This window comes from Spirosoma liriopis (assembly GCF_023196085.1).
Lineage (GTDB): Bacteria > Bacteroidota > Bacteroidia > Cytophagales > Spirosomataceae > Spirosoma > Spirosoma oryzicola.
Genome location: NZ_JALPRF010000001.1, coordinates 1,507,157 through 1,530,269 on the forward strand (window position 1 = coordinate 1,507,157; position 23,113 = coordinate 1,530,269).

The window sequence follows — 23,113 nt, forward strand, 5'->3', positions numbered from 1 at the left end:
TCCTGCGCCTTACTACCGCCAATAAATTAGTTTCGCTTGTAGTGCTGCCGGGCGAAGCGCATGAAGGTATCGGCCAGCCCTTCCGTAACGCCTTGCAGCTGAATTGAATAAAACTCTCGCTGGATGGAAAGCCCTTGTACATCGAGCACCTTCAGGATGCCGGTTCGTACTTTGTCCTGTACGGCGAAGATCGATACAAAAGCCATGCACCGCGAACTGCCCAGGTAAGACTTAATGCTTTCGGTACTACCTAACTGCATTTCCACGGTCAGATCGGTCAGGCGAAGGCCAACCCCCCGGAGCGCGTGTTCGATAACTTCCAGCGAGCCAGAACCGCGTTCGCGCAGCAGTATAGGCACCGTCTTTAACTCATCCAGCGTAATCTCGTCTCGGTCGGCCAGGGGGTGATCGGCCCGGCAAACCAGCACCAGTTCGTCTTTCACAAAGGGTGTGTAGCGAATATCGCTGTGGTGGGTTCGTCCTTCAACCAGCCCCAAATCAATATCACTCTTGAGCAACTGCTGTTCAACCTGCTCGGTATTACCGCTCAATAGCGATATTGAAATATCAGCTGAATATTCGTGGAAACGGGCGAGTACGGGCGGAATAACGTATTGAGCAACGGTTGTACTAGCTCCCAACCGAAGCGTACCACCGGGCTGTCCTTTCAGCGCGTTCATATCGAACTCCAGCTGGCGATACGTAGCGACGATGGTTTCGGCGTGCCGAAGCAGCAAACTACCAGCCGCCGTTAGACTGATCTGATTGCCCCGGCGGTCGAAAAGAGCGGTACCAAACTGGTTTTCGAGTTCCTGAATGTGCTTCGTTACGGCGGGCTGCGTCACATACAGTTCGGCAGCCGCTTTTGTAAAACTGAGCCGCTTGGCAACGGTGTGAAAAACGTTTAATCGAAAATCAAGCATGAACAAAGTTACGGACGAATGACTGCCCAACCCTACCACTTATTCAATACTGGAAAATCAGGCCGCGCTGACCTTGTTCAGCGATTCATTCAGATGGGCGTAGGGTGAATTTTTACTTACATAATCGGGTATGTACTCCTTCAAAATGCGCACCAGCGCCGTGTCGTCGGCGTCCGAAAGGGCTAGTTTGAGCTGGACAACGGCCTCTTGCAGAACCGAAGTATCCGGCGGCAACAAACGAACCTTTTTGATTTTGGGATGATCCGTCGGTAAACAACACGCATCGGCACTCAGCAAGTCCTCATGCAGTTTCTCACCGGGTCTTAAGCCTGTAAACCGCAGCTTAATCTCTTTATTAACCTCGTAACCGGACAACTGAACCAGCCGACAGACCAGATCGACAATGCGTACGGGCTGGCCCATGTCAAAGACAAACACCTCTCCGCCGTAGCCTAAGGCAACCGCTTCGAGCACTAGCTGGCAGGCTTCGGGTATAGTCATGAAGTACCGGCTTATGTCGGGATGCGTAACCGTTACCGGCCCACCTGCTTCAATCTGACGCTTGAACAGCGGAACGACCGACCCGGCAGAATCAAGTACATTGCCGAAGCGGGTAATGATGAAGTGGGTCGATGAGGTAGCATTCAGGCTCTGTACGTACATCTCCGCGAGCCGCTTCGTTGCGCCCATTACACTGGTTGGATTGACCGCCTTGTCAGTTGAGATCAGCACAAACTTTTGCACCGAAAAGTGTACAGCCAGATCCGCAACGACTTTGGTACCCAATACGTTTGTCTTGACAGCTTCGTAAGGGTGCTCTTCCATCAAGGGCACGTGTTTGTAAGCCGCCGTATGAAAGACAATATCGGGCTGGTATCTGGCGAACACGTGCCGCATCCGCACCGCGTCGGTTATATCGGCAATATGACCCGTTAGTAGGCCATCGCTCTCTGGTTCGCTACTGAGCCTGATCAATAAGTCGTACAAAGCCGATTCAGCCTGATCGAGCAGCACAATTTGCCGGGGCTTATGACACAGGAGTTGCCGTACTAGTTCGCTGCCAATTGACCCTGCTGCGCCGGTTATCAGTACGACTTGCCCAAGAACTTGTTTATTGACAATGGTATCGTCGAACTGAATAACCGGTCGGCCTAGTAAGTATTCAGCCTGGGCAGGCAGAAACTGCTTCATGGTAGGTATCTTATCGTTACAAAGTCGGTGGGCAAACAAGCCTGATAACCGCCAAAAAACCGTTGGCTATCAAAGACAAATGTAAAGAAATAACTTCCCTAAACAAGCAGACAAGTAACTTTTTACAACAACAAAATATACTTAAGCGATAAGATTACTTTTCACGATAACGCTACGTACTGCTAGGCTTTCGGGCGTTTGTACAGGGGAACCGTGCTACAAGGCTCACCAAAAAGCAGGCTCTGAGCCACAGGTCGTAACACACGCGTTATCTCTACGTAAGCCGCCGTCGGCACCGGAACTTTCGAGCATCCTTTCACGACAACACGCACTCCTTCGTAATCAGCCGGGTTGATGCGGGCGATAGCATCGAAGTAAAGCTTGTCCTCCAAGTCAGTCAGCGAGCCAAAGACGATCATATTCGCATAAGGCTGAAGCTGAATTGTCAGCAGCATATACGCCCAGGTCGGCACAATAGCGTCTTCTGTGCAGGTGACGGCCACGTTCTTTCCAGCGTACTGGGTCCAGTCGTGTTCTTTGAGGAACGCACGAAAGTCTTTTTCCTTTAAAATCAGTCCCATATACAGGTTATCTTTCAAGTCATAGACAACCCGTTCGCCGGGATGATAATAGTCTTCCAGATCGAGCGTGACAAGACCGCTGTTGGCAACGCGATTGATGATTTCAGTCTCCATTTTGGTTTATTTATAGTCCTGTTTGCCAAGGATAAACGAGTCCTTGCAGTCGTTCTGTATAAGCCAGAAACACCGACAACAGTATATTTCAGACCTTGTTTCTTTTTCTCTGCAACAACCCTTCTGCGTGGAAAGGTTCTTTACTTACCGTTGACAAAAACCCGCCCCAGAGTCTATATTTTTTGTACTTTTGTTCTTATATCTAATTACAAACAGTCTTAAACGATTGGCCAATGAAATTTATCGTTTCTTCGTCCGTACTGCTAAAAAACCTTCAGAATATTAACGGCGTCGTGGCGACCAACCCGATTGTGCCGATCCTCGAAAATTTCCTGTTCCGTATTGAAGACGGCACGCTGACCATAACGGCATCGGACCTGCAAACAACCATGACAACGCAGATTCCGGTTGAGTCATCGGAGAACGGAGCCATTGCGATTCCAGCTAAGTTGCTGCTCGATACGCTCCGTAGCCTTCCGGAACAGCCCGTAACGGTTAATATCGATACCGAGACGTTTGGTACCGAAATCCTGACGGACAATGGACGCTATAAGCTTTCGGGCGAAAACCCGATTGACTTCCCGAAACTACCAACGGTCAGCAAAAACATGTCGGTCGAAATTCCGTCCGATGTACTGCTGGGTGCGATCAACAACACAGTCTTCGCGACCAGCACCGACGATCTTCGCCCGGCAATGACGGGGGTTTATCTGCAACTCAGTCCTGACAACGCAACGTTCGTGGCTACGGATGGACACCGGCTTATCCGCTACCGTCGGACTGATCTGGGCGCGTCGGCCAGCACCTCGACCATTGTTCCCCGCAAAGCACTGCAACTGCTGAAAGCATCGTTGCCCGACAACGTTCCTGTTACGGCAGAATTCAGCCAGGCGAATGCATCGTTTACGTTTGGTGGCAATGGCCATCCGACTACGCAACTGATCTGCCGGTTGATCGACGAGCGATTCCCGGATTACGAAAACGCGATCCCGACGAATAATCCGAACGTGATGACCATCGGTCGGACCGATCTGTTGAATTCGTTGAAGCGAATCATGATCTACGCGAACCGGACAACGCACCAGATTCGGCTGTCGCTCAAGGCCAACTCGCTGACGATCTCTGCCGAAGATCTGGATTACTCGAACGAAGCGAACGAAAAGCTTCTGTGCGAATACGACGGCGATTCGATGGAAATTGGCTTCAACGCCAAACTGATGGCCGAAGTATTGAGCAACCTCAGCGCTAAAATGATTTCGCTGGAGCTGTCAGCACCAAACCGGGCTGGATTGCTTATTCCGGCTGATCGGGAAGAAAACGAGGACATCCTGATGCTGGTAATGCCAGTTATGTTGAATACATACGCTTAGTTTTCAAAATTGAGGAGTTCGTTCAGCCAGCATCCGATTTAACCCGGACAACGGCTAACGAACTCCTCAATTTTTTTTGCTCATGAGAAACCGCACAGCGCCAGCCCTCGTCTTTATCTTCATCACGCTTCTCATCGACGTAACGGGACTGGGTATTATCATCCCTGTTTTTCCAAAACTGATTGAGCAACTTATTCACGGCAACATCAGTCAGGCAGCCCATTGGGGTGGATTACTTACATCCTCTTACGCCCTGGTGCAGTTTCTTTTCTCTCCGGTTCTCGGCGGACTGAGCGACCGTTTTGGCCGTCGGCCTGTGCTGCTGTTCTCGCTCTTTGGCTTCGGTCTTGATTATATTCTGCAAGGCTTTGCCCCAACTATTGGCTGGTTGTTTTTGGGGCGAATCGTCGCGGGTATTACCGGAGCCAGTTTTACCACGGCCACGGCTTACATTGCCGATATTAGTCCACCCGAAAAACGAGCGCAGAATTTTGGATTAGTTGGCGCAGCTTTTGGCGTCGGTTTCATCCTGGGTCCGGCACTCGGTGGTTTCCTGGGGCAGTTTGGTCCACGCGTACCTTTTTTTGTGTCAGCCGGGTTAACCCTGCTTAATTTCTTGTACGGCTTTTTCATCCTTCCCGAATCGCTGGCTCCCGAAAAGCGCCGACCGTTCGAATGGCGACGCGCTAATCCCATAAGCTCGCTGATGCGGTTGGGAAAGTATCCCGTTATTCTGGGTTTGGTTGCATCGCTGGTGTTGATTTACATCGCCGGATTTGCCGTACAAGGTACTTGGACATTCTACACGATGGAAAAATTCAAGTGGGATGAAAAAACGGTCGGCTTATCCCTGGCCGCGATTGGCGTATCGTTCGCGATCGTACAGGGTGGGCTAAGTCGAATTATCATTCCTAAGCTAGGCCAGCAGCGCTCTGTGTACGTGGGGATGCTGTTCAGCGCTATTGGGTTTGCCTTGTTTGCCCTTGCCAACCAAAGCTGGATGATGTTTGCTTTCATGGCGGTGTATGCCATGGGCGGTATTGCCGGGCCATCTGTTCAAGGCATCATTTCTAATCAGGTTCCTGATAATGAACAGGGCGAGCTTCAGGGGGCTTTAACGAGCCTAACCAGCACAACGTCGATTTTCGGCCCGTTTATTATGACGAACCTGTTTTCGTACTTCACGTCGGCCAATGCTCCTGTTTACCTTCCGGGAGCCCCATTCCTGCTAGGCTCCGTGTTGATTCTTATCAGTGCTATTCTGGCCCGCCGTGGTCTGAATCGGTCACGGGTTGCGGTTAGTTAACTTGCGTTTTCTATAGCAATCCTTATTACGCTAAGCAAAAGTCTGTTTGAAGTCGTGCGGTCCGGTTTGAGAACCGGACCGCGTTGGTTTTAAGAAACCGACACTACCGCAAAACCGATCTATCGTAATTTTCACCGGTTAATCATTTACTTCCAACGCTTGAATCATGCAATCGGGCTACATGGCCGAAACAAACCGATTTACCTCTACAAAACCATCTTCATATTTGCACGTTGGCAACCGCAGACAGGACAGTAGCGCTTGTCAACATGCAATTGTTTGATTTTTGCAATCATCCGTTTGTTTTGGGCAAGCATCAAGCTGTCGCGCTGATCTACTTTTGTACTGTACAAACGCAGGACAATATACCTAACTAGTTACCATTGATTAACAGCTAGTTGCCTAAGTGTTGTCCCGTATTATAAACGAATTTATTCGATGGATACAGCAACAAAAAAAGTATGGTTTGTGACAGGCGCGTCAAAAGGTCTCGGCCTGGTGTTGGTGAAACAACTGTTGGAACAGGGTCATGCCGTAGCCGCCACATCTCGTAACCAGCAGGAACTTCTGGATGCGGTCGGTACGACAACGTCTTCCTTTCTGCCCTTACAGGTCAATCTCACCGACGAGAGCAGTGTACAGCGGGCGATTGAGGCAACGATTCAAACGCTGAGTGGCCTGGATGTCGTCGTTAACAACGCGGGTTATGGCCTGTCAGGTAGTCTGGAAGAATTGACCGACGAGGAATCGCGCAATAATTTCGATATTAATGTTTTTGGCTCACTCAACGTCATCCGGCAGGCAATGCCTCAGCTGAGAAAACAAGGAGCCGGTCATATTCTGAATATCTCGTCGGTTGGTGGTTTTTTTGGCAGCTTTCCTGGCTGGGGAATTTACTGCGCAACCAAATTCGCGGTGGAAGGCTTCTCGGAATCGCTGGCCGCCGAAGTCAAAGCGTTTGGCGTTCATGTCACGATTGTCGAGCCGGGTTATTTCAGAACGAACTTCCTAACGTCAGATTCAATGGGTCTACCCAAAAATCAGATCGATGCGTACAAAGAGGTTCGGGAATCGCAGCAATTTCACCAGCAGGAGATGAACGGAAATCAGCCGGGTGACCCGGAAAAGGCCGCAGCGGCCATGATTCGCATAACAACCGAGCCTAATCCCCCCTTGCATTTGTTCCTGGGTCAGGACGCGTACGATTTAGCGCGTACGAAACTAAATGCCGTCCAGCAGGAACTGGAACAATGGAAGGAGCTTACGGTCTCAACCGGATTTACGGCTTAAACAGCAAACGAGCTGACAGATACGTCTGTCAGCTCGTTGCTTATATCAGAGTAGATTCGCTTCCGTAAGAATGATTGGCTTGCCATCCGTCACGACAATGGTATGTTCGTGTTGTGCCACAAAACCACCACCTTTACCAACCAGCGTCCACCCGTCGCCTTTATCCTGGGCGTACGTCGCTTTGGTGGATATAAACGTTTCAATGGCGACAACCGAATTCTTTTTGAAGCGCCCCGTAACCGAGCGGTCGTAGCAGCACAAGATTTCCTTTGGCTCCTCGTGCAAACTCCGGCCAACACCGTGACCAGCCAGGTTCCGAATTACCCGGTAGCCGGATTTTCTGGCTTCGGTTTCGATAAGACGACCGATCTCGGCAATCTTCACCCCGCCTTTTATGTTGTCCAACGCTTTAGTCAGAATACGTTTTGACGCATCGATCAGCGGTTTGTGATTGTGAACGTCGGCTCCCAGCACAAACGACCCACCGTTGTCGGCCCAGAATCCGTCAAGCTCCGCCGACACGTCTATATTAACCAGATCGCCTTCTTTGAGAATGGTTGAAGCCGATGGAATCCCGTGGCAGATTTCATGATTGACGCTGATGCAGGTCCAACCCGGAAAATTGTACGTCAGCTTAGGAGCTGATCTGGCACCCCACTCTTCGAGGACAGACCGACCGTATTCATCAAGTTCTTTGGTAGACATACCCGGCTGGGCATATTCCCGCATCTTCCGCAGCGTTGTTCCGACAGCGTCGCTTATTTTTTTTATCCCAATAAATTCAGCGTAAGAGGTTATGGACATTATTCCTGATTATTTATGCGACCAATCTTTTGCATAAATATACAAGCTTCCAGCTAACCTACCAGAATGTTCGTTACGCTACGAATTACGGCAAACAACCGCACGACGCCTATAGGTTGAACACGACGTTGAACCGAAGTGCCATATCATCGTCGGTTTTCATGCCCATCAGGGATGGCCGCTCGATGTTGTAGTCGCTCATGTTTACCGGAAATTCGCCCGTAAGCGTCATTTTACCGTTCGCATCCCGTCGGATCGTTCGTAACGTAACCGGCTTCGTAACTCCGTGGAAGGTCAGCTTTCCATTCGCCGTCAGTGCTCCGCTTTCGCCCACCGAAATATCAGAACTCGTAAACGTAACATTTGGGTATTTCAGTCCATCGAGTACTTCCATCGCGTGCGAATCGCGGTTGTTGTTGTTACTATCAAACGAGGACACCTTCATCGAAACGGCCACACTTTCGGGCTGCTTTGTTTCGTCATTGTAGATTACCGCACAGTTGACATCGTGGCTAACCCCTTCCCACTTGTGCAGGGGATGCTTGGCCGCGTACGTAACTGTCGACAGTGCTTTATCAGCGATCAGTTTACGCTTCGCCATTGGGTTCACAAAGGCACAAAGCAGCAGGGTAGCTAGCACGTAGCCACGTGTAATAAGGTAGTTCATACGCGTAAAAGAATTAAATAAGTACCTGGATCACGTTAGAAAGTAAGTGATATAACCGAAGCCGCGTAAGCGCCGAAGGTACCATAGGCTACCGCCCGGTGAACTGGTTTCAGATCGGGGTGCTGGTCGATCATGTGCGCCAGTACGTTGGTAGCAATCATACCCGTCAGGTGAACAATAGCCAGGTATTTGTGCAGCTTGATCGACGTAAAGCCGGGCTTAGCGCCAACTACCGGCGGTGGAGACGTTAGCGATAGGGCCAGTGTCGTGCCGTACGCAATGTTGATAAACGTAGCCGAGCGCTGGTGCCAGATCTTTGTATCGACGTACTCCTGCCCCCTCGCGTTGTACAGCTTAGCACCCAGTAAGCCTTGCGCAATAAATCCGGCCAGTGTCACAAATCCGCCTATCTGGTGGGTAACCAGCATCGTCCGACGAATTTTCAACTCACGGGCGCGTCCTTCAGCCGTTAGCGGAGCCACATTCATAACCCGCAACAGCCCTTTGGGTCCCCAGAATGCGCGCTGCGTAAAAATCATCTTTCGGGGCAGCAAGGGTTGTGACTCCGTCGAATCCGTCAGACCCGCCAGCAAGGCATCAGCCTCATTGTTTTTTGCCGGTACGGTATCGGTCGCTGCACTTGTCTTGACCGCCGTTGAATCCTGCGCCCGTACGGAACCGATTCCAGCCCACAGAAGTGTTAGTAACAGAATGTATTTCATCGGAAGAAAAGAAAAAGTAGTTAGGCCGTCACGGTTAGGGTGTTCCCATCCGTGCTCAGCGCCGTTTTATACTGAGTTAGTGGACTAGTCGCCGGTCCTACTTCTACGGCACCGGTTGTACTAAATTCCGAGCCGTGATTAGGGCAGTACATGTCGTCCTGGCCGGAGCGGTATTGTACGTCGGTTCCCTGGTGGGTGCAGGCTTTCGAAAGCGCAACCACGGAGCCATTTTTTATTTTAGCCACGATAACACTTCCTACAATGACGTATTGACCGGCTGTTTTGAGCTTACTAAAATTCGAGTCGGTCAGGTCGAGTTTGAAATTGATGGCACCGGAACCTGTGTTTGCATTGCCCGTTATTCCCGAGCTAGGCGTGGTTCCCGTACCACCAGTGGATGGCGACGGATCATCGCTTTTACTCGAACAGGCCGTCAGGGTGCCCATGCAGTAAAAAGCCATCAGAGCCGCGCTGCTCATGCCGAGATCACGCAAAAATTCACCACGATTCATTTGCTTGTCTACTGAATTCATTTTCATCTGATTATAACTTGTTTAATGTAGCTACACTGATTCGATCAAGCGACGCACGCTGCCCCTTTTGGTTACTCGGAAAAACTAAAGCTTGTACCGCAACGACAGGAAAGCCCCGGTACTCAACAGATTGATCTTATACGCTCCGACCCCTTTTACGGGCGCTTTTATAAACGGTTCTACCTGCCACGATAACCGACGACTCAAAGCCCGTTCGTAGCCTACCGACAGGTTTAGCTGACTGAACCCGTACCCGCCAGTACGTGTACTTATTTGGGTTGGCTGGTTGTACGTATGCGGAGGGTATTTGTAAGTGTAATCCTCCTGCAACATGACGTAGGACGTTACCCCACCACTCACAAACCAACGGCTTGGCGGCAGCCGGTTATCCTGACGCGGGCGTAAGGCGATGTCAAAACGAACATTAACAGGGATATCAAGTAGCGTACACACCCCATCGACACCTACTGGCTGGACGTTCCATTTCGGCCAAACCATCTCCGTGTTGTACTGGTCAGGCGTAGCGCCATACACCTTCGTACTCCGAATGACCCCCGCCTGAACGCTCCACCGCGACGCAATCCGGTATTCCAGCAGCATCCCAACATTCGTACCCGGCCGCGAAAAGTTGTGTAGCCCTATCGCACTCAAATCAGGCGCTACAGCCAGCCGAACGCTTAGCCCACGCACTGGTGCACTATTCGGCACTGACACAGCCTTGTAAGGTTGATTGTAAGCTACTTCCCGATCCATACTTTCGGGCAACTTAGACCATTTACCCGGACGAATCGCTAACTCCGCGATTGTTGGCAAAGTCGCTGGTGTTGGCGCATTACCCTCACTCATTGATGGACTACCGGTTGCATTCGAATTCGTTAACGAGGCTTCTTCGATCGATTTCTTTGCCCTTCGCTCACCCAATGAGACCGCAGCTTTCGCTGGATAGTCCGGTGTTGCAGTTGTTGCTGCAACACCACGACCATACCGATCAACAAACGTACTACCTGGTGTGAAATTCGTTTTTCTTCTTGTCTTACGAAGTCGTCGTCCGAAAGCATCCGCCGTCGTAGTCGAAGGTTCTGACCGCATAGTCGTACCCGCTATCAGTTTTTTACCACCTAAAGCCGGTTTTTCCCTATACGCCGTTACCGTACGCTCCGTTGCAACTCTCTCCGTATTTTTACTTACTTTCTTTACCGGCTTATCAGCTATAACCCGTCCGGTGGTCGCGCTGGTTATGGCTACCGGCGCGGGTTCCGTAGCGGTAGCAGGCACGGCAGCTTGTGTCCGCTTCGTTCCTATCGACTCTGTTTTCGTGGATCGAGTCGCAACAGCGTCCGGCTGCTTTGCCTTCGTAATCGACGATGCGCTCTCCCGACCAGCAGACGGCACGACCGACTGAGAAACCGCAGGACGCTCAACGTTTTTGTACGTATACCAGCCTCCACCCGTCAGCAATAGCAGCAACAGCGGTATCCCCCAGGGCAGCCATTTTTTCCAGAAGGCCGTCCGGTCACGCTCATCCAGCTGGTCTTTCAGGCCCTCCCAGGCTGCCGGGTCAAACGGTGCATCAAACTCTTCAGCCGACTTTCTGAAGAGTCCGTCCAATTGGTCATCGGTTAGCTCTTGCATACTCATCGTTATTTAACTGCTTCAATAATTGGCGCAGATTTTCCCGCGCACGAGCCAGATTCGACTTCGATGCTCCGGCGGATATCCCTAACTGAGCCGCAATCTCCTCGTGCGTAAATCCGTCGATCACGTACAGGTTAAAAACCAATCGGTAGGCTGGCGACAGCCGCTGAATCAGGTTCATTAGTTCTTCCTGAGCCAGTTGACTGTATGCATCGGGCGCTTCTGTAGGCACGACCTGCTCCGCCTGTTCAACGGCTTCGTGGTAAAAATGCCGTACTTCCTGCCGATAGTGATCGACTGCTGTATTGATCATAATTCGCCGGAGCCAGCCCTTAAACGGCTGCGTCGGCTCGTACTGTTCCAGGCGGGTAAACACCTTCAAAAATCCATCGTTCAGCACCTCCAGTGCACCCTCACGGGTTGGTGAATACCGTAGACAAACGCTCATAGCATAGCCATAAAACTGCCGGTAAAGCAGCTCCTGGCTGCGTCGATGGTTGCGAAGGCAACCCGCCAGCAGATCAGGTAAAGCGGATATGTTTGACGCGTTGGACAACGTTTACACGCTAGTTAATAGGTTATTATCTACCATTCAATATCGAATCAGTTCGGTGCCACCGCCGTTGTTGTGTTAACCACCGGCCAAACACCCGGTCTCGGTACACTGACGCCTTTGGTGCTACCCCGCTGTCCCTGATCGGCCCCAAAATAATAAAGCGGCCAGCCTTTGTACGTCAGCTGTGTTTTCCCAACCGCCGTAATCGTCGTAAAATCAGATCGGTTGAGAGCGGACGGAATATCGCCAATTGTCGCTGATGTTTCAAAAATCGGCCAGGTGGCATTGTTACTCAGATCCGTTCTGGTATAATTGTTTTTATTGTTCTTATCACTGGCGAAGGCGTAGAGTGTACGACCCAGACTATCCGTTAAAAACAGCGAATTTCCGGTTCCTTCTTTGGTGTCGAATGTGTAGTTTTTGCCATCATTGCCCACCAACTGCCGTGACGCAATCATTACTTTGTAATTGGGTTTGGCGACCATCCACACATTACCAACATTTTCCCCCGCTACGTCGCCCGCTTTTGCGTCTTTCTGATAATAGTAAAGCGGCCAGCCTTTGTAGGTCGTTTGCTTTTCGCCGTCGGCGCGGGTGACGGTAGCAAAATCGCTTGTGCGCAGCCCGTTGGCAACGGTTGGCGTTTCTTTATAGAACACGGGCCAAACCTCTTTGCAGCCTCCCGAACAGGTAGCGTCACCGGCTACGTCAGGCGCAAAAAAATAAAGTGTTTTACCCCCCTCACCGGTCAGCACATTTCCCAGCGATGTTGTCGCCAGCGCAACGTCGGTCGCGGTAGTCGGGTTTTCATCGCTTTTACAACGAACAAGTGCTACCATCATGAATGCCGCTATGGCCAACAGGCGACTGTTATAGACGAATGATTTCATTGTGTCAACTGCATTAGAAAGTAAAAAAAATAAGACAGTTGAACCGGTTCATTCGCCAATACGGAGCGATTGAAAAAAGGGTTGCGTCGAGGCAGAAAAATAAATGTCGTTACTTCATTTTTTACCTATTTTGATGTAAAATTGACCGTAAATCATCTCTCATTATGACTGACCACGAGCGAATTGATGAACTAGAACGGCAGGTCGCTTTTCTCCAGGCCCAGCAGGAAACGCATGTTACCCGACTGAATCAGGTGCTTTCACGGTTGACGTTTCTGGAAGCAAGACAATACCGGCTAATGAGAGAGTTGGGGATTACGCCTACGATGCTCGACAACACGTCTACGGCTCAGATGGACGCCCAGGAAATCTTACGCACGCTCCCGACCAATCGACTGAATTAACGTTTACCTTCTATCGGCACGCCCAGCTAAAGAATTTATAGGGCCCGTTGCTCGTTATAGCACCGTATGAAATCCGCTTCTTTGCGCACGCTTCTTATTATTGCGGCCCTCGTCGCTGTTAATATCTTATCGGCATTCGTTTTTTTTCGGCTCGATCTAACTCAGGAAAAACGGTATACCCTATCCGAGGCCACCCAGAATCTGCTGGCTGACCTGCCCGATGATGTACATGTCGATGTGTACCTGACGGGCGATTTACCACCAGCGTTCAAACGACTCGAAAATGCAATTCGCGAAACGCTGGACGAATTTCAGGCGCAGCGCGGATTGGCTGACAACGGTAGCAAAATCACGTATCGCCTGATCGACCCGGATCAACTTACCAACGTTGATGCGAAAAATAAACTTATTGACAAGCTTCAACAACGGGGTTTGTTGCCGACCAATTTGGTAGCCAACGAAGGCGGAAAGCGGACCGAAAAACTTATTTTTCCGGGTGTTATCATCTCGTACAAAGGCAAGGAAACCGGTGTGTTGTTGCTGAAAGGAAACAAAGCCGCGTCGAAAGAAGAACAGCTGAATCAGTCGTACGAAGGCGTTGAATTTCAACTGGCGTCGGCTATTCGGAAGCTGACTCAGACCAAAGAAAATCGTCGGCGCGTGGGTTTACTGTACGGGCATACGCAGGTCCCTCCTTCCCGCTTTGCTGACCTGCTGGCATCGGTCCAGGAGAATTACGACCTCTTTTTTATCGACATGACCAAACCGGGCCCAATCGAGGGTCTGGATGCGGTACTGGTGCCAAAACCGGACCGTCCTTTTTCGGAAGACGAAATCTTCAAGCTCGACCAGTATGTCGTCAAAGGAGGACGCGCTTTGTTTTTCGTGGACGGTCAGCGGGTAGACAGTGTAAGCAACGAAGGCACCTACGCCCAGCCAATAAACCTCGGCCTCGACGACCTGTTTTTTCGGTGGGGCGTTCGCCTTAATCGGGATGTGGTCAAAGATTTTTATTGCGCCCCGATTCCGCTTAACGTGGGCAACATGGGCGATAAGCCAAACATCCAACTGGTTCCCTGGCGGTTCTACCCGTTGCTCAATAACTTCGGAACGAGCGGTAATCCCATCGTACGGAACCTCGACGCAGTATTGGGCCGGTTTGTGAGCACGCTAGACACCGTACGGGCAGCTGGTATTCAGAAAACCCCGCTCCTGCTGACTTCACAATACACCAAAGTCTTAAAAACGCCGACGCTGATCTCGTACACCGAAGCACGGCAGCAACCCGACCCCAAAACCTACAACGATGGCGTACGCATTGTCGGCTGTCTGCTCGAAGGCAAGTTTCAGTCGCTGTTCACCAATCGCATTTTGCCGGGCGATCCGCGCGCGAATGGTTTTCAGGCTTCGGGTCAGGCTTCGCGGGTGCTGGTCTGCTCGGACGGTGATTTGATTGTCAACGATGTTGATTTTAAACGAAACGTACCTTACCCGTTAGGTTTCGACCGCTACACGCGCAACACGTTCGCCAATAAAGATTTTGCCTTGAATGCGATTGATTACTTGGTCGATCCAAACGGCGTTATTGCGGCCCGCGCCCGCACCGTAACGCTTCGCCCCCTGGACAAAATTCGCGTCGATGAAAACCGTACGGGCTGGCAGGCGCTAAACCTGTTGGGACCGCTGGCGTTGGTTGGACTGGTAGGCGTTGTTTGGCAGGTGGTACGGAAGCGCAGATACGGAAAGTAAGGCTACTCAACGGCAAATTTCACCAGCCACTGCGCTACCGTAGCGCCACTGAGATCGAAAACCAGATTAGGAAATAACCCCAAGATCAGCGCCATTACCCCCAGCGGAACCAGCATTAGTTTTTCGCGGGCCGTCAGATCAGCAAGTACAGCGGTGCCATCGTGGTGATTGTCAAAAGGGCGTACCCAGGTCGGGCCGAAAAACATGCGTTGCAGCGTCCAGAGAAAATAAGCAGCCGCCAACAGGATACCCGTAGCCGCAACGGCGGTCAACCAACCGGGTAGCCACTCGGACTGAAAGCTTCCCATCAGCGTAAACAACTCACCCACAAAGCCCGAGAAGCCTGGCAAACCCAACGAACCGAAAAAGGCCACTGCGGTCAAAACGGTGTACTGCGGCATCGGCTGAATCAGGCCCCGGTAGGAGTCGATGCGCCGGTCGTGCGTGCGGTCGTACAGCACTCCCACAATCAGGAAAAGCATAGCCGACAAAACACCGTGACTAACCATCTGGTAAATCGCCCCATTGATCCCTTCGGCGGTCAGGGAAGCCACACCCAGCAGCACAAAACCCATGTGCGATACGGACGAGTAGGCAATTAATTTCTTTACATCCGACTGAGCCAGGGCATTTAATCCACCGTAGACGATAGAAAGCGTTCCTAAACCAGCCAGCGTTTGGGCGTATTCGGCGGCTCCATCCGGAAAAAAGCTCCAGGCGATCCGCAGAAACCCGTAGCCTCCAATTTTGAGTAACACGCCCGCCAGTACCACCGATACGGGTGTAGGTGCTTCTACGTGCGCATCGGGCAACCACGTGTGAACGGGTACAATGGGTAGCTTGATAGCAAAGCCAATAAATATCGCCCAGAATGCCAGCATCCGAGCTGGCAAACCCAGGACGATTGGCTCGGCGGCCGGATTTAGAAAGGCATCCGGTAGGTAATTGCCTCCATCGGCCAGAAAACGCATGTCGAACGTGTGTACGATCTGCGCCGGATTAATCTGTCCATTTTGCAGGTACGTCTGCATAGCCCGGATGACTTCGTCCGTTGCAGCAGAAGCGTCAGGGACCAGACCGGCAGCAACCGCCGTACTAACCGGGTCCATGACCGAGAGGTACAACCCGATCATCACCAGCAAGATCAGCAGTGAGCCGAGCAGCGTGTAGAGAAAAAATTTGATCGACGCGTACTCCCGACGCGGCCCACCCCACAGGCCAATAAGGAAATACATGGGCAGGAGCATGAATTCGAAGAACAGGAAAAAAAGAAAGAAATCGAGCGCCAGAAAGCACCCCATGATCGTACCCGTCAGCAGCAGATAAAGCGCATAGTACGCTTTCAACCGATGCGTTATGTTCCAGGAAGCAACAACACCGATAACCATGACCACCGCCGATAAGACAACCAGGGGCAGACTAAATCCATCAACGCCTACCAGATAATCGATGGACGCAATACCCAGATTGCCAAGCGATAGCGTAATCCAATCCACTTTTTCCAACAGCTGATAACCGGCACTGGCACGATCGAAAGCCGTATAGGCGAAACCTGCCAGCACCAGATCAGCGAGGGTAACCACCAAAGCAATCCATCGAAAATACGCTTTTTGACTTTCGGGTAGCGTCGCTACCAGCAAGGACCCAGCTAACGGAAGAAAAATAAGTAACGAAAGAACCATACTGAACACGGATCGAACCGTGATTTATATCATCAATTGCGGCTTGTAACCGCCAAGCGGAATTTCCGCCTTATAAAAGCCACCAAAGCAATGCCAATAAGCCAACGACTGCCGCCGTGATGTACGACTGCACCCGCCCATTCTGGATGGAACGCGTTAACCGACCGAATTGACCCGCTACCCAGGCCGCACCGTTGACGATTCCATCGACGCCGAAGCGATCAACGACATGCGTAAGCTGCGCCAGTACGACCGTTGTTACACCCGCGCCGTTGACAACCCCATCGATCACTCGCTGATCAGCTCGGTTCAACAGCAATGCCAGTCTATGGAACGGATTGATAATGACGTACTGATAAATCGTATCCAGAAAACCGTATTCCAGCGAAAGGCGAACGTAACTCCGCAACCGATTCGGCTCACGCATTCGGAAGCCAATCCAGCCACCAGCCAGTACCAGGGCTATGGATAGCGTAGCCAGCCACCAGATACCCGCTTCCTCGGCTACGGGTATAAGCTTGAAAAACCAGCCTGAATGACCCGAAAACGGATTAAGCGAAAACCAGAACCACAGCGATAAACCCGTCAGCAGTACGATTGGACCACGCATCAGCCAGTCAGGTTCGTGGACATGGGCCAGCGGTCCCGAGTCGCTGCGATAATCACCGAAAAAGATCATCCGCCACTGCCGCACCATGTACAAAGCCGTTAAGCCCGACGAGCCGATTAACAGCACAGGCACCAGATAAGCCAGACCACTCGTCTGTTCGTGTGCCCAATGAACAGCCCCGCCTAGAATGGCTTCTTTGGACAAGAATCCGGAGAAGAACGGTAATCCCGCCAGCGCAGCAACACAGATACTGTACGCGATGAAGGTGACGGGTATCATTTTTCGCAGACCACCCATCTGCCGCATGTCCTGTGTATCAACGGCGTGGATTACCGCGCCCGCACTCAGAAATAACCCGGCTTTGAAAAACGCGTGCGTCAGCAGGTGAAACATAGCGCCACCAACGTTGCCCGTGCCCATACCAGCCACCATCAAACCCAGCTGTGAGACCGTCGAGAAAGCCAGTACTTTTTTAATATCGGTCTGAAAAACGGCTGAATATCCGCCCCAGATGGTCGTCATTGTTCCAACTAACGCGATGACAACCAACGCGTCGGGTGACAGCAGTGGGTGAATACGGGCGAGCAGGAAAATCCCGGCGGCAACCATTGTCGCGGCATGGAGCAAAGCCGATACCGGTGTTGGGCCTTCCATCGCGTCCGGCAACCAGGTCAGCAGCGGAAACTGGGCCGATTTACCAACGCAGCCCATAAACAGGCACAGACCTATAGCGGTTGGTAGCGTGGCCGGTAGGTTATCCGTCGTCAGGGCGCTGAATTCAAGGGTATCGAAGTAGTAATAGGTCAGAAAAATACCGAGTAGAAAACCGATGTCGCCCACCCGATTCATCAGGAACGCTTTTTTTGCTGCTTGTGATGCAGCAGGCCGTTCCGTGTAAAAACCGATCAGCAGGTACGAAGCCAGACCCACCAGTTCCCAGAACGCGTACATAACCAGCAGATTACCCGCCAGAACAATCCCTAGCATGGCTCCCACAAACAATTGCAGATACGCAAAATAGCGGGCTAGCTTGGGTTCGTCGTGGAGATACGAAAGCGAATAAATCTGTACGAGTAAGGCCACAAAATGAACCAGTACGAGCATCAGCCCGCTCAGCGCATCCAGGCGAAAACTCAGACCGAATGATACGCCCGATATAGTTGCCCAATCGGACCGGAGCGTCAAGGGTTGTTCGGGCATGCCTGCCGCTAACAATACCGACCCCATTAACCCCAGGCCAGTCAACAGAATAGCCAGTTTTCCTGCTGTAGACCGGTTAGCGTTCATCAACGCTACGAACCCCGCGAAGGGCAATCCCAGCAAAGCAATCATCAACGGGGAAACGAATAGGGAAACGTCGTCAGGCATTTAGAATCAATCTGAATTGGCCGCAAATATCCCCATTCTACCGTAGGGAAACAAACGCTTCTAAATTCAAATGCGGAAGCTTTTTGATAGCTTTGGCAGAAACTTGTCAACCCGCCGTCGCCTTATCGTTCCGATTCGCTGCTTTCTGGCAAAGAATTAGCTGTCAGGAATAATTTATCCATGAGTATTCAGGCCGTTGTTTACCGCATTATTCCGCCATTTTTTCGCAAGCGCATCAAGCAAACCTACTACGCTGGCCGACGCTTTTTTACCGAGCGTATTATCGAGCCGACCGAAGTAATCGTTGGCTTACGGGATAAATTAACGCCACCACGGTCAAAGATCTTTGTGGGCGACGGTGATTTTAAAGCAATCGGTGAAACCTTCCGGCAGTATTTTATCGATTTCTGCCAGCTACAGCCCGATCATGCCGTTCTCGACGTGGGTTGCGGCATCGGTCGAATGGCGGTTCCGCTCACCAGCTATTTATCAGCAGACGGTTCGTACGAAGGCTTCGATCCTGTAGCCGATGGGATACATTGGTGTCAACAGCACATTACGCCCCGCTTTCCCAATTTTCAGTTTCGTCAGGTTAATCTGTTCAATGGCTTTTACAACCCTGCGGGACAGGATCAGGCCATAACGTATCGATTTCCGTACAATGACGACCAGTTTGACACGGTAGTTGTGGTTGGCGTTTTTACCCACATGACGATTAACGAAATTTCTACCTATCTGGGCGAAATAAAGCGGGTTCTCAAGCCGGGTGGCCGCTGTCTTACGTCGTTTTTTCTGCTCGACAACGAATCGCGTCGGCTCATGGTTGAACCGGGCAGCGCCTTCAACTTTCAGTATCCGTTCGAAGGGCGCTGGGCGTTCGATCCGCACAACCCAAACACCGGCTCGGCGCACGACGAAACAGAACTGCTCCGCGTCATGGCTACGCACGGGTTGCCGGTTCAACGTCCGATTCGTTACGGCTCGTGGAGTGGTCGTCAGCCAGCCACGTCTTTCCTCGACATCATTATTCTCGAAAAGCCGTAAAAGCAACTAGGCTGTTTTTAACCAGCCCGTCACGCTGAGTCGTTCGCGGGTAGCGGGCCGCACTTCGTGTTCAAGCCGACCGCTTTCGAAACAAACCAGCCGACCGCCGAGGGGTTGAACAGTTATTTCACGTTCGGCATTCGGGGCGCTTTCGTCGGGCAGGAACAGCGCCAGTTGCCCACCGTCGGTTTCCTGCCAGTCTTCGTTCAGGTAACAGATCACCGACAGTTTCCGACGCGAATCACTGCGAAACTGGTCGAGGTGGCGTTTGTAGAAGGTTCCCGGGGGATATAGCGCGTAGTGAAATTCGTAATCGCGAAGCCCCAGATAACAGGTTTGGTTTACGTAATCGACAAAATCACCGATTCGTTGCAGAAAAGCCGCTTCTTCGGGGGTTGCCGAAGTGTCGTCAATCCACAAAATCTCATCGCCCCGAATGGTATTTTCGATGGTTACCTGCTGATTGCCGATGCCAGCCGCTTTAAACTGGCCCGCTGCCCGACGTTCGCGGAGTCGCTTTGCCAGAGCGGTTACTTCATCAGCAGTCAAAAAATGGTCAACGGTGCCGTAGCCTTCGTTGAGAATACCGTCGATAATCGGTTCGAATAAAGGATTCATTGCTTCAGTTCATTCAGCTCGTCGAGTTGAGCCGTACGGAAATGGCGATAGACTTGCAGGACGATTGCCAGCGCCACCGCCGATTCAGCTGCCGCTACCACCATCACAAACAGGCTTAACATCTGCCCCTGCAAGCGGTCGGGATCGTACTGGCTAAACGCGACCAGGTTAATATTAACGGCATTGAGCATCAGTTCGATACCCATCAGCACAACAATGGCGTGCCGTTTCAGCAATACCACGGCCAGACCGATGGCAAACAACGCAGCGCCAACAAGCAGAAATAAATGACTATTAACCGGTTCCACGGGCAGACAAACGTAACGAGTGACTAGATAAAACAGTAATTGAGGTGAGCGGGCATTTGGTTCCTGACTTGGCCAACCAAATGCACCACTCACCTCAATTCGCTTCTTTTTCGATCATTAAACGTCACACAACACCACGGCTTCCCGCAGGCTCGTCAGCGGATCACGCTTCGGAATAAACTCCTGCGCTACGTAGCCTTTGAAACCTGTATCGACAATGGCCTTCATAACGGCAGGGTAGTAAATTTCCTGCGTTTCGTCGAGCTCATTGCGACCGGGATTACCGCCCGTGTGGTAGTGACCAATGTACTTGCTGCTCTCCCGGATTGTGCGGATGATATCGCCTTCCATGATCTGCATGTGGTAGATATCGTACAGCAGTTTGAAGTTTTCCGAGCCTACCCGCTTGCACAGCTCGACGCCCCAGGCCGTATGATCCGCCATGTAATCTTTATGATCAACTTTGCTGTTCAGCAGCTCCATGATCATCGTGATACCATACTTCTCCGCGCTAGGCATCAGGCGCTTCAGTCCGACTGCGCAATTTTCGAGCCCTTCTTCGTTGCTCATTCCACGGCGGTTACCCGAGAAACAGATGACGGTGTTTAGTCCGGCTTCTTTTAGCTTCGGAAAGATCGCTTCGTAGCTGGCGACCAGCTCGTCGTGGAACTTGGGGTTGTTGAACCCATCCGCAATTCCTTTACCTGCGCCCTGCGGCAAAGCCGATGTCAAGCCGTGCTTTTTCAGCACAGGCCATTCTTCGGGACCCGTCAGGTCGATGGATTTGATACCCATCTCTTTAGCGGCTTTGCACAGATCGTCCAGCGGAATTTTGCTATAACACCACCGGCACACCGAATGGTTGATCCGGCCTTTCAATTTAAGCGCTGTTACTTCGGGTTGGGTCGCGGAAGTAGCGAACGAATCGGTTAGAGACAGCGAAACTGCACTGCCAGTTAAGGTTTTTAGGGCCGCTCGGCGGGAGGTCATACAAGTAGTAAGTTTGTAGTTTCCGCCTGTGGCTGGGACAGGCGGAAACCGTTTTTTTAAAGTTCGCGAATTCGGATGTTGCGGAACCACACCTTGTTGCCGTGATCCTGCAAGGCGATGTGACCGGTTGAATATTTACCAAAGCCTTCCCACCCCTTGAATTTACTTTCCGATACCATTTTATCCCACTCGGGGCCGCTGGTCGGATACTCCGCCGTTTTCTTTCCGTTCAAATACTGTTCGGCTTTACCATTGTGCACGATCAGCCGAGCTTTGTTCCACTCACCAGCGGGTTTAGCGGTATTCATGGTAATGGGCTTTTGCAGATCGTAAAGCGCACCGGCGGTCCGGTTTCCATCCCGACCTTGCTTGGCATCGGGGTGACGTTCGTTGTCAAGCACCTGCATTTCGGGACCGGTACGGTAGGTAGCCTTGAATTGGGGATCTTCGTGAACGTGGTAGATAACGCCACTGTTACCGCCTTCTTCGATTTTCCATTCCAGTTCCAGTTCGAAGTCACCATACTCTTTGTCGGTAACGAGATCACCGGCTCTACCTTCTTTGAGGTGGATTGCGCCATCGTCAACCACCCATTTGTCCGAAGCCGGTTCGCCAGCTTTCAGGTACGTATGCCACCCTTTGAGGTCTTTGCCGTCAAAAAGGCTTTCCCATTTTCCTTTTTTTGGAAGATTGTCCGCCTGCACGTTGACAGTTAGCGCGAGGGCCAGCAGCCCAACAGATAAACGCAGAAACTTCATAATCGATGAATTATTAAGATTTTACTCAAACACACTAGGAACGAACGGAATGGTACCGTTTGGTATGACACTGCTGCTTATAAAAGCGGCACCCCGGTAAAAAATACCTCATTCTTTCCGAACAATCTCTTCCAGAAACGCCCGGAACTTATCGGCAAATTCGGGCCGCTTCAGGGCAAACTCAACGGTCGTTTTCAGAAAATCGAGCTTATTGCCAATGTCGTGACGCTTTCCTTCGATGCGGTGCGCGTATAGGTTTTCCCGTTTGAGCAGCAGCAGCAGGGCATCGGTGAGCTGGATTTCGTTGTTTTTACCAACCTGGGTGTGTTCCAGCATGGTAAAAATTTCCGGTGTCAGCACGTACCGACCCGCAATGGCCAGATTCGACGGGGCCTCGCTCAGGGACGGTTTTTCGACCAGCGTTTCCAGCTCCAGAATTCGATCGCTCAGCGATTTACCGCCAACGATGCCATAGCGGTTTACTTTATCATGGGGGACTTCCTCCACGGCAATGACTGAGCCACCGTATTGGGCGTACGTGTCGATCAGCTGCTGCGTAACCGGAATGACTGAGTCCATGATCGTGTCGCCGAGCAACACGGCAAATGGCTCATTACCAACGTGGTGCTTGGCATAACAGATCGCATCGCCCAAGCCATTGAGCTCCCGCTGACGAACGTAGTGCAGATTAGCCATGTCCGACAATCGGCGCATCTCGTCCAGCAACAACTGATCTTCTTTTTCTTCGAGCCGGGCTTCGAGTTCGAAATTGCGGTCGAAGTGATCTTCAATCGCCCGTTTGCCTTTGCCGGTGATGATCAGAATATCTTCGATACCCGAATCGACCGCTTCCTGCACGACGTACTGAATCGTGGGCCGGTCAATAATCGGCAACATTTCTTTAGGCTGGGCTTTGGTAGCCGGTAGAAACCGGGTTCCGAGTCCGGCGGCAGGAATAACAGCTTTTTTAATCATGGGCTTTATTGAGAGCAGGAGTTGA

23 protein-coding genes are annotated in these 23,113 nt (G+C 51.4%); 6 read left to right on the forward strand and 17 right to left on the reverse strand.

Translation table 11 applies throughout. The features are described 5' to 3' along the window. Window positions 1-26: 26 nt before the first annotated feature. The 3 genes from M0L20_RS06240 to M0L20_RS06250 form a co-directional block, all read right to left on the reverse strand. Window positions 27-923 carry a LysR family transcriptional regulator gene (locus M0L20_RS06240; RefSeq protein WP_248476168.1) on the reverse strand — a complete coding sequence of 299 codons (897 nt, stop codon included), beginning with the start codon at window positions 921-923 and terminating at the stop codon, window positions 27-29. 57 nt (window positions 924-980) lie between these two features. Then, window positions 981-2,114 carry a UDP-N-acetylglucosamine 4,6-dehydratase family protein gene (locus tag M0L20_RS06245; RefSeq protein ID WP_248476169.1) on the reverse strand — a complete coding sequence of 378 codons (1,134 nt, stop codon included), beginning with the start codon at window positions 2,112-2,114 and terminating at the stop codon, window positions 981-983. Window positions 2,115-2,296: 182 nt separating this feature from the next. Further along, window positions 2,297-2,809, reverse strand: coding sequence for a DUF2480 family protein (locus M0L20_RS06250; protein WP_232559996.1), 513 nt, complete (start codon window positions 2,807-2,809; stop codon window positions 2,297-2,299). Window positions 2,810-3,042: 233 nt separating this feature from the next. Between M0L20_RS06250 and dnaN the strand changes: the two genes are divergently transcribed. The 3 genes from dnaN (at window position 3,043) to M0L20_RS06265 (ending at window position 6,775) form a co-directional block, all read left to right on the forward strand. Continuing rightward, on the forward strand, window positions 3,043-4,179 hold the full coding sequence (gene dnaN / locus M0L20_RS06255) for a DNA polymerase III subunit beta (RefSeq protein ID WP_232559997.1): 1,137 nt from the start codon (window positions 3,043-3,045) through the stop codon (window positions 4,177-4,179). 82 nt (window positions 4,180-4,261) lie between these two features. Further along, window positions 4,262-5,485: a TCR/Tet family MFS transporter gene (locus M0L20_RS06260; protein WP_248476170.1), complete on the forward strand. Its 1,224-nt coding sequence runs from the start codon at window positions 4,262-4,264 to the stop codon at window positions 5,483-5,485. A 438-nt stretch (window positions 5,486-5,923) separates the two neighbouring features. Continuing rightward, on the forward strand, window positions 5,924-6,775 hold the full coding sequence (locus M0L20_RS06265; protein WP_248476171.1) for an oxidoreductase: 852 nt from the start codon (window positions 5,924-5,926) through the stop codon (window positions 6,773-6,775). Window positions 6,776-6,820: 45 nt separating this feature from the next. On the opposite strand, the gene map is transcribed toward M0L20_RS06265, so the two are convergent. From map to M0L20_RS06300, 7 genes are all read right to left on the reverse strand, one after another. Beyond that, window positions 6,821-7,579: a type I methionyl aminopeptidase gene (gene map, locus M0L20_RS06270; RefSeq protein ID WP_248476172.1), complete on the reverse strand. Its 759-nt coding sequence runs from the start codon at window positions 7,577-7,579 to the stop codon at window positions 6,821-6,823. 109 nt (window positions 7,580-7,688) lie between these two features. After that, a complete protein-coding gene (locus tag M0L20_RS06275) occupies window positions 7,689-8,246 on the reverse strand; it encodes a YceI family protein (RefSeq protein WP_248476173.1) in 558 nt (185 codons plus the stop codon). Window positions 8,247-8,281: 35 nt separating this feature from the next. Further along, complete coding sequence (locus M0L20_RS06280) at window positions 8,282-8,968, reverse strand: hypothetical protein (RefSeq protein ID WP_232560002.1); 687 nt, start codon at window positions 8,966-8,968, stop codon at window positions 8,282-8,284. Window positions 8,969-8,988: 20 nt separating this feature from the next. Beyond that, window positions 8,989-9,507 (reverse strand): QcrA and Rieske domain-containing protein, encoded by a 519-nt coding sequence (locus M0L20_RS06285; RefSeq protein WP_248476174.1) that lies wholly within the window; start codon window positions 9,505-9,507, stop codon window positions 8,989-8,991. A 78-nt stretch (window positions 9,508-9,585) separates the two neighbouring features. After that, window positions 9,586-11,133 carry a hypothetical protein gene (locus M0L20_RS06290; RefSeq protein ID WP_248476175.1) on the reverse strand — a complete coding sequence of 516 codons (1,548 nt, stop codon included), beginning with the start codon at window positions 11,131-11,133 and terminating at the stop codon, window positions 9,586-9,588. Then, complete coding sequence (locus M0L20_RS06295; protein ID WP_232560005.1) at window positions 11,114-11,692, reverse strand: RNA polymerase sigma factor; 579 nt, start codon at window positions 11,690-11,692, stop codon at window positions 11,114-11,116. Before M0L20_RS06295 ends, M0L20_RS06290 begins: the two co-directional genes overlap by 20 nt. A 47-nt stretch (window positions 11,693-11,739) precedes the next feature. Next, window positions 11,740-12,582 (reverse strand): hypothetical protein, encoded by an 843-nt coding sequence (locus tag M0L20_RS06300; RefSeq protein WP_248476176.1) that lies wholly within the window; start codon window positions 12,580-12,582, stop codon window positions 11,740-11,742. Window positions 12,583-12,746: 164 nt separating this feature from the next. Here M0L20_RS06300 and M0L20_RS06305 point away from each other — a divergent pair, with 164 nt between their 5' ends. Together M0L20_RS06305 and gldG are read left to right on the forward strand one after the other, a co-directional pair. Continuing rightward, the gene (locus M0L20_RS06305; protein ID WP_248476177.1) at window positions 12,747-12,986 is read left to right on the forward strand and encodes a hypothetical protein; all 240 of its coding nucleotides are present in this window, start codon (window positions 12,747-12,749) and stop codon (window positions 12,984-12,986) included. Window positions 12,987-13,052: 66 nt separating this feature from the next. Then, window positions 13,053-14,735 carry a gliding motility-associated ABC transporter substrate-binding protein GldG gene (gene gldG / locus M0L20_RS06310; RefSeq protein ID WP_248476178.1) on the forward strand — a complete coding sequence of 561 codons (1,683 nt, stop codon included), beginning with the start codon at window positions 13,053-13,055 and terminating at the stop codon, window positions 14,733-14,735. Between the two features lie 2 nt (window positions 14,736-14,737). On the opposite strand, the gene M0L20_RS06315 is transcribed toward gldG, so the two are convergent. Together M0L20_RS06315 and M0L20_RS06320 are read right to left on the reverse strand one after the other, a co-directional pair. Then, window positions 14,738-16,417: a complex I subunit 4 family protein gene (locus M0L20_RS06315; RefSeq protein ID WP_248476179.1), complete on the reverse strand. Its 1,680-nt coding sequence runs from the start codon at window positions 16,415-16,417 to the stop codon at window positions 14,738-14,740. Between the two features lie 70 nt (window positions 16,418-16,487). Beyond that, a complete protein-coding gene (locus M0L20_RS06320; RefSeq protein WP_248476180.1) occupies window positions 16,488-18,395 on the reverse strand; it encodes an NADH-quinone oxidoreductase subunit 5 family protein in 1,908 nt (635 codons plus the stop codon). A 180-nt stretch (window positions 18,396-18,575) separates the two neighbouring features. Between M0L20_RS06320 and M0L20_RS06325 the strand changes: the two genes are divergently transcribed. Further along, window positions 18,576-19,439 (forward strand): class I SAM-dependent methyltransferase, encoded by an 864-nt coding sequence (locus tag M0L20_RS06325; RefSeq protein WP_248476181.1) that lies wholly within the window; start codon window positions 18,576-18,578, stop codon window positions 19,437-19,439. Window positions 19,440-19,445: 6 nt separating this feature from the next. On the opposite strand, the gene M0L20_RS06330 is transcribed toward M0L20_RS06325, so the two are convergent. The 5 genes from M0L20_RS06330 to galU all read right to left on the reverse strand — a co-directional run bounded on the left by M0L20_RS06330 (window position 19,446) and on the right by galU (window position 23,088). Further along, a complete protein-coding gene (locus M0L20_RS06330) occupies window positions 19,446-20,057 on the reverse strand; it encodes a 2OG-Fe(II) oxygenase (RefSeq protein ID WP_248476182.1) in 612 nt (203 codons plus the stop codon). Further along, a complete protein-coding gene (gene nuoK / locus M0L20_RS06335; protein ID WP_232560013.1) occupies window positions 20,054-20,365 on the reverse strand; it encodes an NADH-quinone oxidoreductase subunit NuoK in 312 nt (103 codons plus the stop codon). Before nuoK ends, M0L20_RS06330 begins: the two co-directional genes overlap by 4 nt. Window positions 20,366-20,482: 117 nt before the next feature. Continuing rightward, entirely contained in the window at window positions 20,483-21,355 is an 873-nt protein-coding gene (locus M0L20_RS06340; RefSeq protein WP_248476183.1) for a hydroxypyruvate isomerase family protein, read from the reverse strand. 56 nt (window positions 21,356-21,411) lie between these two features. Next, window positions 21,412-22,113 carry a 3-keto-disaccharide hydrolase gene (locus M0L20_RS06345; protein ID WP_232560015.1) on the reverse strand — a complete coding sequence of 234 codons (702 nt, stop codon included), beginning with the start codon at window positions 22,111-22,113 and terminating at the stop codon, window positions 21,412-21,414. A gap of 108 nt (window positions 22,114-22,221) precedes the next feature. Further along, a complete protein-coding gene (gene galU / locus M0L20_RS06350) occupies window positions 22,222-23,088 on the reverse strand; it encodes a UTP--glucose-1-phosphate uridylyltransferase GalU (protein ID WP_232560016.1) in 867 nt (288 codons plus the stop codon). Window positions 23,089-23,113 lie beyond the last annotated feature (25 nt).